This window comes from Comamonas sp. BIGb0152 (assembly GCF_024809975.1).
Lineage (GTDB): Bacteria > Pseudomonadota > Gammaproteobacteria > Burkholderiales > Burkholderiaceae_C > Comamonas.
In genome coordinates, this window is record NZ_JANUDY010000003.1 from 203,695 (window position 1) to 216,200 (window position 12,506).

A 12,506-nucleotide genomic window follows, 5' to 3' on the forward strand; every position below is an offset into this window, starting at 1 on the left:
ATGAGTGCCTCCACCGAATTCGCCCCCGGCCTGACGATCCAGAACCTGGCCGCGCCGCAAAAGCTGTCCAACTACAAGCTGATCGCGTTTGACATGGACTCGACCCTGATCACCATCGAGTGCATCGACGAGATCGCCGACATCACCGGCAAGAAGGCCGAGGTCGCCGCCATCACCGAGGCAGCGATGCGCGGCGAGATCACCGACTACAAGGACAGCCTGCGCCAGCGCATGGCCTTGCTCCAGGGCGTGCCCATGGCGGCGATCGAGCGCGTGCTGCAAGAGCGTTTGACTCTGACCCCCGGCGCCAAGACCCTGGTGGATGCAGCGCGTGCCGCCGGCCTCAAGGTGCTGCTGGTCTCGGGCGGCTTCACCTACTTTGCCGACCATGTCAAAAGCCTGCTGGGCATTGACTTTGTGCGCGCCAACCGCTTTGAGGTAAAGGACGGCCAACTGACCGGCGGCCTGATCGACCAAAGCTGGGGCGACATCTGCGATGGCGAAGAAAAGCGCAGCACCGTGCTGGGCCTGGCATCGCTGATGGGCATCGAGCCCGCGCAGGTGATTGCCGTGGGCGACGGCAGCAATGATTTGCCAATGATGCGGGCCGTCGGCCTGTCGGTCGCCTACCACGCCAAGCCGCGTGTGCGCGCCGAGGCCCAGGTAGCGATCAACACCGGCGGACTCGATCGCCTGCTGGAAGTGCTGGTCTAACGGCCCCTTACGCTCAGGCTTGGTCACAACGGGAGCTGCATGCTCCCGTTTTCTGTTCTGTCCCACCCACGGGGCCAACACTTCAAAAACCCCAACAGCCAACACCAGCTTAGGCAGCGCCCCCTGCCGCCCAGGCCCAAGCGCCCTACACTCGCTCTCTTGCATGTAACACCAAGTGAAGCGCTATGAACACCCGCTCCTGGCTGGAAAAGCTGGTCGCATTCGACACCACCAGCCGCAACTCCAACCTCGCCCTCATCGAAACCGTGCGCGACGCACTGGCCCAGCAGGGCCTGAAGGTCGAGCTGATCCACTCCCCCGAGGGCGACAAGGCCAACCTGTTTGCCACCCTGCCAGCCAATGACGGCAGCACCCAGGGAGGCATCGTGCTGTCGGGCCACACCGATGTGGTGCCGGTCGATGGCCAGCACTGGGACAGCGACCCCTTCAAGCTGACGGAAAAAGAAGGCCGGCTCTACGGCCGTGGCAGCGCCGACATGAAGGGCTTTATCGCCGCATCGATTGCGCTGGTGCCCGAGTTCATCGCCATGCCGCGCAACAAGCCGATCCACCTGGCCTTGTCGTATGACGAGGAAGTGGGCTGCGCAGGCGCCCCGGTGATGCTGCGTGCCTTGAAGGCGCGTGGCCAGCAGGCCGATGGCTGCGTGGTGGGCGAGCCCACCAGCATGCAGGTCGTGGTGGCCCACAAGGGCATCAACCTGTACCGCTGCAAGGTGCATGGCAAGGCGGCGCATTCGTCGCTCACGCCCAAGGGCTGCAACGCCATTGAATACGCCGCACGCCTGATCTGCCATATCCGCGATGTGGCCGACCAGTTCAAGGCCAATGGCCCGTACGACGAGTTCTATGACGTTCCGTTCTCGACGATGACCACCAACCAGATCTCGGGCGGCATCGCGGTCAACACCATCCCCGAGCTGTGCGAGTTCAACTACGAGTTCCGCAACCTGCCCGGCATGACGGCTGAGAGCATCCAGGCCAAGGTGCAGAGCTATGTCACGGGCGAGCTGCTGCCCCGCATGCGCCGCGAGTTTGCCGATGCCCGCATCGACATCGAAACCGGCCCCGCCGCCCCCGCGCTGGAAGCCAGCGAACAAGCGGCCATCACCGCCCTGGTGCGCGCACTGACCGCCGACCAGGCCACGCGCAAAGTGGCCTACGGCACCGAAGCGGGCCTGTTCCAGAACCTGGGCATCCCCACCGTGGTCTGCGGCCCGGGCAATATCGAGCAGGCCCACAAGCCCAACGAGTTTGTCGAGATCAGCCAGCTCGATGCCTGCGAGCGCTTTTTGCGCAAGCTGGGCCAGTCGCTCTGATTTAAAATACGCACTGCGGCCGCAAGGCTTGCCACCGAGCCCACCCTGCCCCAGGGTGGGCTTTTTATCTTCTGCCAGAAACCGGCGCCAGCGAATGCTGCTGCAGCCTTCACGTACCATTGCGCCCATGAGCACCCAATACGAAGCCATCAAAGCCCCCGCGCTGTACACCAGCGCCTTTCAGGTGGAACCGCCTGCAGAGATGGGCGAGCGCAAGATGATCCCACGCCGGCCCGGCTTTTTCATCACCTACAGCCTGAGCGGCGCCACCGATGCCGAGAACGCCGCGCGCAAGGCCGCACTGGCCGAGCAGGCTGCCGCGCAAGCTACCGCGGATGCCGCCGAAGCCGAGCCCGCGCCCGCCGCTGCCCCGGTGGCCACCCCGCGCCTCTTGGTGCCCGGGCAATGGGGCCTGGTGCCGCACTGGGTCAAGTCTGCATCGGATGGCCAGCTGCGCGCCACCAAGCTGGTGAATGCGAAATCCGACAATGCATCGACCAGCACCGCCTTTCGCGATGCCTGGCTGAACAACCAGCGCTGCATTGTGCCGATGATGGCCTTTGTCACCGACGACTACCGCACCGGCAAGGCCATGCCCACCCGCATCGCCCGGGTCGATGGCCTGCCCATGGGCGTGGCCGGTATCTGGGCCCGCTGGACCGACGACGACGGCACCGAGCTGCTGAGCTACGCCATCATCACCGTCAACGCCAATGCCCATGCGCTGATGAACCGCTACCAGCAGCCCGGCAACGACAAGACCATGCCCGCCATCTTGAACGAAGGCGCCTATGACGCCTGGCTGCGCTCAACGGCCTACAAGGCCAAGGAGTTCCTGCGCGCCTACCCCGCGCAAAAGCTGCTGGCCAACCCGGTGGAAAAGGGCCGCAAGAATCCGCTGGGGATCTGAGGCATGAAGCGGCGTATTCACAACGTTGCAGGCCGCCAATAGCCGTACCCAAGCCGCACGACCTATAGTTGGCAGAGTTCCATGACACCCTGCCCTCCATGCTTCGTTGGCTGACTTCTTTTCTCGTCCCCACTTCTTCTCCGGACACTGCACTCCAGCCGGCTGCCGCTGCGACCCAGATTGCCGTTTCTCAGGGCGAGCCACTCGTCTTGGCCTCGGTGATGCGGGACGCCCACGGCCTACCCGTGTTCGACTGGCCAGCGGTGTCCGAATGGGTTTCGCATCTGCCAGACCCTGAGGAGCAGGCCCAGGCCTGGCGCTTGGCAGAGCGCGCTTGGTTCGACCATCTGTGCCTCGCGCTGGGGCCAGACTTTCGGGTGCGCGAACAGGGCACGGCGCTCTTGCTATCCAATCTGGATTCGGTGGTCGCCAAGGCCATGCTGGACTACATCCACAAAAGCGTCCAGCGCATCTTGCAGGTACTGGAGGGTGTGGCCGAGATACCGCCTTGGGGCCATGACCTGGTCATCGTGTTCCAGGACAAGGAGAGCTACTACCGCTATGTCGCGCACTATTACCCGGACGAGGGTGAGTATGCGGAAAGCAGCGGTATGTACATCCAGGCGGGATGCGGGCATTTTGTGACCATGGCCGACAACCTCCAAGCACTGGAGCCCATCATCGTGCACGAACTCACCCACGCCTACGTCCACCACTTGCCGCTCCCCACCTGGCTGGACGAAGGCTTGGCCGTCAATACCGAGCAGCGGCTGAGCCCAACGGCAGGCACACGTCCCGATCTATCCAAAATGCACGCTCGCCACCAATCCTTCTGGAATGCTGAACGCATCCAATCATTTTGGAATGGCCAATCGTTCTTGCAAACCGGTCTATCGAACGAGCTGTCCTACGATCTGGCTCGGTTGCTGGTGGGCCATTTGGCGGCAGATTGGAATGCCTTTCGCCCATTTGTATTGCAAGCCCACCAACAGGATGGTGGAGCCCAGGCGGCAAGTGATTGCCTTGATATTGCCTTGGGCGCCTTGGTATGTGCGCTGCTCGATCGGGAATCATCGCCAGATTGGGAGCCAACACCTGCCCTATCGATGTCAGACCTCAGCGTGGGCAGTTCCGCCAGCCGCCACGCCTTAGATCGCTGATCCATCAACCACGCGGATGGTGCTGGCTGTGCAGCACTTTCAGGCGCTCGCGGGCCACATGGGTGTAGATGGTGGTGGTGGAGATATCCGCATGGCCCAGCAGCAGCTGCACCACCCGCAAATCGGCACCATGGTTGAGCAAATGCGTGGCAAAGGCATGGCGCAAGGTATGGGGTGACAGCGGCACAGTGATGCCGGCGCGCTGCGCATATTTTTTGACGATCATCCAAAAGGCCACCCGGGTCATGCCGCTGCCGCGCTGGGTGACAAACAGGTCTGCGCTTTGCCGCCCGGCCAAGATGGCGGGCCGGCTCTCTGCCAGGTACTGCTCCAGCCACTGCTGGGCCACCTGGCCAAAGGGCACCAGCCGCTCCTTGCGGCCCTTGCCAACCACCCGCACAATCCCATCGGCCAGGCTGAGCTGCACGCTTTGCAGCTCCACCAGCTCCGAGACGCGCAGGCCGCTGGCATACATCAGCTCCAGCATCGCGCGGTCGCGCAGGCCCAAGGGATTGCTGGGGTCCGGCGCTTCGAGCAGGGCATCGACCATGGCCGATGTCATCGTTTTGGGCACGCGCAGCGGTTGGCGCGCTGCCAAGAGGCGCAAGGTGGGATCGGCGCTGATCAGCGACTCGCGCAGCGCCCAGTGGAAAAAGCGCCGCAGCACCGTCAGCCGCCGGTTGGCCGTGCTGGCCTTGTCGCCCATGCGCGTGGCAAAAAACGCTTGTAGCTGGGCTTCATCGCTGCGCTCCAGCGCCTGGCCGGGGTGGTCTTGGCTCAGCCACTGGCCGAAAAGTGCCAGATCGCGCCGGTAGGCCGCCAAGGTGTTGCGCGCCAGGCCGTCTTCCAGCCACACCGCATCGATAAAGCGGTCAATCACCGGGTGCGCCGCATCGACGCGGGCCTTGCCGGCCGGAAGGGCTGAAGAGGCTACAGGGGGATGTACAGATCGGGGAGCGCTTGCCATGCCCGGCATCATGGCATGAAAAAAGCCGCCGGCTTGCGCGGGCGGCTGCGGTGGCGGGGTCAGCCAGGATCAGTCGAGCTTCAGGTTCTGCTTCTTCACCACGTCCTTGTAGACATCGAACTCGGCCTTGATCTGCTCGGCGAACTGCTCGGGCGTATTGCCCACCACCAGCGAGCCGGTGTCTTCAATGCGCTTTTTCACCGCGGGGTCAGCCAGCACCTTCTTGGTGGCAGCGTTGATGCGGTCCACGACTTCCTTGGGGACGCCCTTGGGCGCGAGGATGCCGTAGAAAGCCATGCGGTTCACAGGCTCCAGGCCCACTTCCTTGAAGGTAGGCACATTGGGCAACACGGCCAGGCGCTCAGGCGCGGCCACCACGATAGGCACCAGGCGGTTGTCCTTCACAAAAGGCAGGGTCGAGGGCAGGTTGTCCAGGATCATATTGACCTGGCCGGCCACCGTGTCGTTGAGCGCAGGGCCCGCACCGCGGTAGGCGATGTGCGTCATCTCGATGCCGGTGAGGCTCTTGTACAGCTCCATCAGCATGTGCTGGATGCCGCCGGTGCCCGAAGACGAGTAGGCGTACTTGTTGGGGTTCTTCTTGAGCTCGGCCTCGAACTCCTTGTAGTTCTTGGCCGGGAACTTCGGGTTCACCGCAATGATGTTGGGCGTGGCCGCCACATTGATGATGGGCGTGAAGTCCTTGATCGGATCGTAGGAAATCTTGGGGTTGATCGCGGGGTTGGTCGCCACCGTGGAGACGGTGGCAATGCCCAGGGTGTAGCCATCGGCCGCAGCGCGCACCGTTTCCACCGCACCGATGGTGCCGCCGGCACCGCCCTTGTTGTCCACCACCACAGGCTGGCCCAGCTCCTTGCCCAGGGGGTCGGCGATCACGCGCGCAATGATATCGGTGGTGCCGCCAGCTGCAAAAGGAACGATCAGGCGAATGGGCTTGTTAGGGTATTTTGTATCGGCCAGAGCGCCAGTGCTCAAGGTAGCTGCGGCAGCAGCGATCAAGGTCAGGCCCACGATAGAGCGACGTTGCATGATGAATCTCCTCATTTGAAATGGTGCAGCCGCCATCGGCTTGCAGGCGGGTGACCCGCATGGCGCACGGCCACGTAATGCTTTTTCAGCACAGCGCGTTTATACCGGATTAATTCGTCCGCAACCGTGCTGCAACCGCACAAAAAGCGCGTGATTTCCCTAGGATTTCCCTAGAAAAGCGCACGCGCTTTGAGGCAAGACAGCTTAAGCCTTGCAATCAGTCCAGCTGGATACCCTGCTTGTCGACCACCGCCTTATAGGCCGCGTATTCGTCCTTCATCTGCTGGGCAAAGACCTCGGGCGTGGTGCCCAGAATGTCAGAGCCCGTCTCTGCGATGCGCTTTTGCACATTCGGGTCTTCCAGCGCCTTTTTGGTGGCGGCATTGACCTTGTCCACAATCTCCTTGGGCAGGTTTTTGGGGCCGACGATGCCGTAATAGGCACTGCGGTTGACGACAGGAACACCCACTTCGGTGAAGGTGGGAATGGACTCCAGGCCGGCCACCCGCTTAGGGGCCGCCACCACGATGGCGCGCAGGCGCTTGTCGCGGATAAAGGGGTAGGCCGAGGGCAGGTTGTCAAAAATCATGTTGACCTGGCCGGCCACGGTGTCGTTCAAAGCCGGGCCGCCGCCCCGGTAGGGAATGTGCACCACGTTCACGCCCGTTTCAGACTTGAGCATCTCCATCAGCAAGTGGGCAATGCTGCCGGTGCCAGGCGTGGCATACGAATACTTGCCGGGGTTCTTCTTGAGCTCGGCAATGAACTCCTGGTAATTGGTCGCAGGAAAGCTCGGGTGCACGGCAATCACATTGGGCGTGGCCGCCACATTGATGATGGGCGTGAAATCGCGCTGCACGTTGTAGGGCATCTTGGGGTTGACGGCCGGGTTGGTGGCCGTGGTCGACACCGTCGCAATACTCAAGGTGTAGCCATCGGGCTGGGCACGTGCCGCTTCGGCCGCACCCACCGTGCCGCCGCCACCGCTTTTGTTGTCCACCACCACCGGCTGGCCCAGCGCCTTGGACAGCGGCTCCGAGATCACCCGGGCCACGATATCGGTGGTACCACCTGCGGCAAAGGGCACGATCAGGCGGATGGGCTTGTTGGGATAGGGGTCAGCGGCCAGGGCAGCGCTGCTGCCCAGCGCCAGTGCCATGGCCAGGCACAGTCGGCGGTTCATCATGGTGGAGGTCTCCTCGGAATCAGGGGTGCGGGCTGGGGCCCGCCTTCATGTAGCGCCCATGCTAGCGGGGTTGGCTGCCGGTTCTGCCCCAAACCGCGTTGCGGATGGCCCGTGTTTTCCCGTACCAGTGCCAGCGCTAGCGCAATCGGCAACTGCTTTGGCAGAGCTTGCACCCCCAGAACGGCTTACCGCGGCGACAGCGAACCGGCCGCGCGCTATGCCCTTCCGCTATGCTTGCGCCGGTGAACTACGCCCAACTGCTTTTCCCCGACTTCTCGCTCATCCTGATTGGCTATCTGGTCTGCCGCTACACGGCACTGAACCGCGCCATCTGGCAGCCGGTGGAGAGCCTGGTGTACTACTTTCTCTTCCCCACCCTGCTGTTCTATTCGATCATCAGGAGCCCCATTGATTGGCAAGGCACCTCCAACCTGATGCTGGCCGGTGTGGCCACAGGCCTGGTCGCCATTGCGCTGACCTACACCTTGCCGCGCTGGCCCTGGCTGGGTAAACGGGTGGACAGCCGCGACGCTGCCGCCAGCGCCCAGATCGCATTTCGCTTCAACTCCTTCATCGGCCTGGCGCTGGCCGACCGGCTGGCTGGCCCCCAAGGCCTGCAGCTGATATCGGTGCTGATTGGGGTCTGCGTGCCCATGTTCAACATCGCCGCGGTCTACCCAATGGCCAAGGGCTCGCAAAGCGGCTTTATGCGCGAGCTGCTGCGCAACCCGCTGATTGTGGCCACCCTCACCGCGCTGGTCTGCAACCTGCTGGGCCTGCGTCTGCCCGCCATCGTCGAGCCCACTGTCGCCCGCATCGGCCAAGCCTCCATCGTGCTGGGCCTGATGTCGGCGGGCGCTGGCATGCAGCTGGGGCTGCTGGCGCGCGGCAAACTGCTCAGCGGCTCAGTGCTGGCGATTCGCCACTTTGTCACGCCGCTGATTGCGCTGTGCATGGCGCACTGGCTGGCACTGTCTGCCCAGCAGGCCTCCATCCTGCTGATCTTCTCCGCCCTGCCCACCGCCTCCACCTGCTATGTGCTGGCTGCCCGCATGGGTTACAACGGCGCCTATGTGGCCGGGCTGGTGACCTTGTCCACCATCTGCGGGGTGGCCAGCCTGCCGTTTGCGCTCAGCCTGCTGGGCTGGTGGCCGGTTTAGACCTTCACATTTATCGGTTAGGCTTTGGCGCTATGGAGAAAAACTTCAACCCATCCCGCCGCCATAGCATTCAGCGCCTGGCCCTCCTCCCCCTCTTGGGCCTGGCCGGAGCCGGGCTTGCCGCCTGCGGCAAAAAGGCCACGCTCGCCAATGCCCTGCCCTCAGGCACCACCGTCCTGGCCTTGGGCGATTCGCTCACCCAAGGTGTCGGTGCCAGCGCCGCGCAGTCCTACCCCCAGCTGCTGGCCGAGCACACTGGCTGGAACGTCATCAATGCCGGTATCTCGGGCGAGACCAGCCGCCAGATTGCGCAGCGCCTGCCGCAGCTGTTGGAGGCACACCACCCATCCCTGGTGATTGTTTGCGCCGGTGGCAACGACTGGCTGCGCCGCCAAAGCGCGCAAGCGGCCCAGGCTGAGATCGCCGGCATGCTGCAGCGCTGCAAGACACAGGGCATTCCCGTCTTGCTGGTCGCCGTGCCCGAGTTCAGCATGGCAGCAGCACTGACCGGCCGCGTGCAGGACCACCCCATCTACGCGGCCCTGGCCAAAGACGAGCAGGTGCCCTTGCTCGCCGGGGCATGGAGCGAGGTGCTGGGGAATGACACCATGCGCGCCGATCAGGTACACGCCAATGCCGCAGGCTACGCACGCTTTACCGAATTGCTGGTGGCACAGCTGAAAGCCTCGGGCTTTCTCAGCGCTTAAAGATCGGCGTCAGCGTCCGTGCGCGCATGCCCCTGTGCGCACGTGCACCATTGCGCAAAACTACGCACGGCGCTGGCCCAGCCCCCATTCCACATGCTCGCGCACCACGGCGCTGTCGTGGCTGGCGCGGCTTTGCAGCGCCTGGGCGTAGCGCGCATCGCCCGTCTGGCGCCAGGCATTGCCCAGGGCCACAGCAATATTGCGCAGCCAGCGTGCATGGCCGATACGGCGTATGGGGCTGCCTTCGGTGATGCGCAAAAATGTGGCCTCATCCCAGGCAAACAGATGGGGCAGTTGCTGGTCCATCAGCGCGCCCCGGGCATCAAAATCTGGCAGCGCGGCGCGCTGGGCAAACTTGTTCCAGGGGCAGGTGAGCTGGCAGTCATCGCAGCCGTAGATGCGGTTGCCCATGGGCGCGCGGAACTCCTCGGGGATGGGGCCATCGAGCTCGATCGTCAGGTACGAGATGCAGCGGCGCGCATCCACCGATTGCGGCGCCACGATGGCCGCCGTGGGACAGGCATCGATGCAAGCCGTGCACTGGCCGCAATGCGCGGTCACCGGCGCGGTCGCAGGCAAGGCGATGTTGACAAAGATCTCGCCGAGAAAAAACATCGAGCCGGCATCGCGGCTCAGCACCAAGGTGTGCTTGCCCCGCCAGCCCTGGCCACTGCGGCTGGCCAATTCCGCTTCCAGTACCGGTGCCGAATCGGTGAACGCGCGGTGCGCCAGGTTGTGTTCGCCAAGCGCTGCATCGATGCGCTCGGCCAACTTTTGCAGGCGGTTGCGCAGCACCTTGTGGTAGTCACGCCCCCGGGCATACACGCTGACCACGCCTTCGCCAGGCCGGGCGTGGCGCTCCCACTCCAGCCGCTGCCAATCGGCAGGGGTGTTTTGCGGCAGATAATCCATGCGTGCTGTAATCACGCTGAGCGTGCCGGGCACCAGCTCGGCCGGCCGGGCACGCTTGAGGCCATGGGCCTGCATGTACTGCATCTCGCCATGGAAACCTTTTTCCAGCCACTGCATCAATCCAGTTTCCGCCGTCGACAAATCCACGCCTGCCACGCCGATTTGGGAAAATCCCAGCTCCAGCGCCCAGTCGTTGATCTGTTGGATAAAAGTGGGATCAGCGGCGTCCATGTGCTGCCATTGTAAAAAACCTGAGGGCCCGTGCGGCCCGGGAACGACATTTTGAACGCTACTGCCAGCCCCTCCTACCCCGCGCTCCACTGCGTCTGGAAAGACGAGCGCGATACGGAAGCATTCGCCGCGCGCCTGGCGGCACAAGCTGCGCTGGCGAATATTTACCTAACTTTGCATGGTGATCTAGGCGCCGGCAAAACCACCTTGGTGCGCCACCTGCTGCGTGCGCTGGGCGTGCAAGGCCGCATCAAGAGTCCCACCTATGCGGTGGTCGAGCCCCATGAGGGCCGCGACTTTCCCATCTGGCACTTTGACTTCTACCGTTTCGACGACCCACGCGAGTGGGAGGACGCCGGGTTCCGGGATATTTTTGCCAGCCCCGGCCTGAAAGTGGCAGAATGGCCGCAGAAGGCTGCAGCGGTAACACCCATTGCCGATGTAGCTATCAGTATTGAAGCAATCAACGAATCAGAACGCCAGGTGCATCTGCAGGCCTACACCCCGGCAGGGGCCTCCATCGTCCAAGGGTTTTCAGCGTGAGCGACACCCCGAAATATCTTCCAGCATCCGCTCTTTCCTCTTCCACTGAAGCCATGGCTGCCAGCCACCACGGCCTGTCGCGCCGCGATGTGCTGCGCGGTGGCAGCCTGGTGTTGCTGCTGGGCAGCAGCCATCTGGCTTTTGGCGCCAGCATTGTGGCCGTGCGGCTGTGGCCCTCCAAGGACTACACCCGGGTCACGATCGAGTCCGACACCCCCCTCAAGACCGAGCAGCGCTTTGTGCCCGAGCCCCCGCGCCTGGCCCTGGACATTGAAGGCATTGAACTCAATCCGGCGCTGCGCGAGCTGGTCGCCAAGGTGCGCTCGGACGACCCCAATATCGCCGGCATCCGCGTGGGCCAGAACTCGCCCAACGTCGTGCGGCTGGTGATCGACCTCAAGCAAGAGGCCAAGCCCCAGGTCTTTACCTTGAAGCCCGTTGCGCCTTACCAGCACCGTCTGGTGCTGGACCTCTACCCCGCAAAACCCAGCGACCCGCTGGAGAGCCTGATCACCGAGCGCATGATGGAAAGCAGCCACAGCGCCGTGGCTGCAGCACCCAAACCGGCCCCCGGCCCCAGCCCCAGCGTAGCGCCATCGGTGGCCGCTGCCATGGCCGGAGACCCGCCCGCACCGGCTGCACTGGGCACCGTGGTCACGGCAGCAGCGCCCTCGGCGGCCGCCACCGCCCAGGCCGCTGATCCGCTGGCCGAGCTGATCGCCAAGAGCGGCAACCGCCCCGGCGTACCTGCGCCCGCGCCAGTCGCACCGCCACCCACCGTGGTGGCTGTTGCCCCTCCTCCACCGCCCCCCACGCCGCCTCCCCCGAGCCCACCGCCCGCACGCGGCCGTCCGGCATCGCGCACCGACCGGCTCATCATCGTGGCGCTCGACCCGGGCCACGGCGGCGAAGACCCCGGCGCCACCGGCCCGAACGGCACCCGCGAGAAAGACATCGTGCTCAAGATCGGCCATATGCTGCGCGAGCGCATCAACAACAGCAGCGTGGGCGGCAACCCCATGCGCGCGTTCATGACACGCGATGCCGACTTCTTTGTGCCGCTCAACACCCGGGTCGAGAAGGCCCGCCGTGTGCAGGCCGACCTGTTCATCAGCATCCATGCCGATGCCTTCACCAAGCCATCGGCCAACGGCGCCAGCGTGTTTGCGCTGAGCGAGCGCGGTGCCACCAGCTCAGCCGCACGCTGGCTGGCGAACAAGGAAAACCAGGCCGACATGGTCGGCGGCTTGAATGTCGCCGGCGTCGGCAGCACGGATGCCCATGTGCAGCGCGCACTGCTGGATATGAGCACCACCGCCCAGATCAATGACAGCCTCAAACTCGGCACCCATGTGCTGGGGCAGCTGGGCCAGTTTGCCCGCCTGCACAAGCCCCGAGTGGAGCAAGCCGGTTTTGCCGTGCTCAAAGCGCCGGACATCCCCAGCGTGCTGATTGAGACCGCCTTTATCAGCAACCCCGAGGAAGAAGCCAAGCTGCGCAGTACCGCCTACCAGACCCAGCTGGCGGACGCCATCATGCGCGGTATCCAGGCGTACTTCGCCAAGAACCCGCCACTGGCGCGCAACCGCTCGGTCTAAGCCGTTACGCGGCTTTCCAGGCACAAAAAAG

General features: G+C 64.0%; 12 protein-coding genes. 8 read left to right on the forward strand and 4 right to left on the reverse strand.

The features are described 5' to 3' along the window. From serB to M2375_RS07860, 4 genes are all read left to right on the forward strand, one after another. Complete coding sequence (serB, locus tag M2375_RS07845) at positions 1–714, forward strand: phosphoserine phosphatase SerB (RefSeq protein WP_259165022.1); 714 nt, start codon at positions 1–3, stop codon at positions 712–714. Between the two features lie 185 nt (positions 715–899). Beyond that, positions 900–2,051: an acetylornithine deacetylase gene (argE, locus tag M2375_RS07850; RefSeq protein ID WP_259165023.1), complete on the forward strand. Its 1,152-nt coding sequence runs from the start codon at positions 900–902 to the stop codon at positions 2,049–2,051. Between the two features lie 127 nt (positions 2,052–2,178). Continuing rightward, complete coding sequence (locus M2375_RS07855; protein WP_259165024.1) at positions 2,179–2,961, forward strand: SOS response-associated peptidase; 783 nt, start codon at positions 2,179–2,181, stop codon at positions 2,959–2,961. A gap of 98 nt (positions 2,962–3,059) precedes the next feature. Next, a complete protein-coding gene (locus M2375_RS07860) occupies positions 3,060–4,121 on the forward strand; it encodes a hypothetical protein (RefSeq protein ID WP_259165025.1) in 1,062 nt (353 codons plus the stop codon). A 4-nt stretch (positions 4,122–4,125) separates the two neighbouring features. Here M2375_RS07860 and xerD read toward each other — a convergent pair whose 3' ends face one another. The 3 genes from xerD to M2375_RS07875 all read right to left on the reverse strand — a co-directional run bounded on the left by xerD (position 4,126) and on the right by M2375_RS07875 (position 7,321). Continuing rightward, positions 4,126–5,088 (reverse strand): site-specific tyrosine recombinase XerD, encoded by a 963-nt coding sequence (xerD, locus tag M2375_RS07865; protein ID WP_259165026.1) that lies wholly within the window; start codon positions 5,086–5,088, stop codon positions 4,126–4,128. A gap of 69 nt (positions 5,089–5,157) precedes the next feature. Beyond that, the gene (locus M2375_RS07870) at positions 5,158–6,138 is read right to left on the reverse strand and encodes a tripartite tricarboxylate transporter substrate binding protein BugE (RefSeq protein WP_259165027.1); all 981 of its coding nucleotides are present in this window, start codon (positions 6,136–6,138) and stop codon (positions 5,158–5,160) included. A 217-nt stretch (positions 6,139–6,355) separates the two neighbouring features. After that, positions 6,356–7,321, reverse strand: a complete 966-nt coding sequence (locus M2375_RS07875) for a tripartite tricarboxylate transporter substrate binding protein BugE (RefSeq protein ID WP_182328201.1) — start codon at positions 7,319–7,321, stop codon at positions 6,356–6,358. A gap of 233 nt (positions 7,322–7,554) precedes the next feature. Here M2375_RS07875 and M2375_RS07880 point away from each other — a divergent pair, with 233 nt between their 5' ends. Together M2375_RS07880 and M2375_RS07885 are read left to right on the forward strand one after the other, a co-directional pair. Further along, positions 7,555–8,484: an AEC family transporter gene (locus M2375_RS07880; RefSeq protein ID WP_259165029.1), complete on the forward strand. Its 930-nt coding sequence runs from the start codon at positions 7,555–7,557 to the stop codon at positions 8,482–8,484. A 32-nt stretch (positions 8,485–8,516) separates the two neighbouring features. Beyond that, complete coding sequence (locus M2375_RS07885) at positions 8,517–9,191, forward strand: GDSL-type esterase/lipase family protein (RefSeq protein WP_259165030.1); 675 nt, start codon at positions 8,517–8,519, stop codon at positions 9,189–9,191. A 60-nt stretch (positions 9,192–9,251) separates the two neighbouring features. On the opposite strand, the gene queG is transcribed toward M2375_RS07885, so the two are convergent. Next, positions 9,252–10,301 (reverse strand): tRNA epoxyqueuosine(34) reductase QueG, encoded by a 1,050-nt coding sequence (gene queG / locus M2375_RS07890; protein WP_259165340.1) that lies wholly within the window; start codon positions 10,299–10,301, stop codon positions 9,252–9,254. A gap of 84 nt (positions 10,302–10,385) precedes the next feature. Here queG and tsaE point away from each other — a divergent pair, with 84 nt between their 5' ends. Together tsaE and M2375_RS07900 are read left to right on the forward strand one after the other, a co-directional pair. Next, a complete protein-coding gene (gene tsaE, locus M2375_RS07895) occupies positions 10,386–10,877 on the forward strand; it encodes a tRNA (adenosine(37)-N6)-threonylcarbamoyltransferase complex ATPase subunit type 1 TsaE (protein ID WP_259165031.1) in 492 nt (163 codons plus the stop codon). 53 nt (positions 10,878–10,930) lie between these two features. Then, entirely contained in the window at positions 10,931–12,475 is a 1,545-nt protein-coding gene (locus M2375_RS07900; protein ID WP_259165032.1) for an N-acetylmuramoyl-L-alanine amidase, read from the forward strand. Positions 12,476–12,506: the final 31 nt, after the last annotated feature.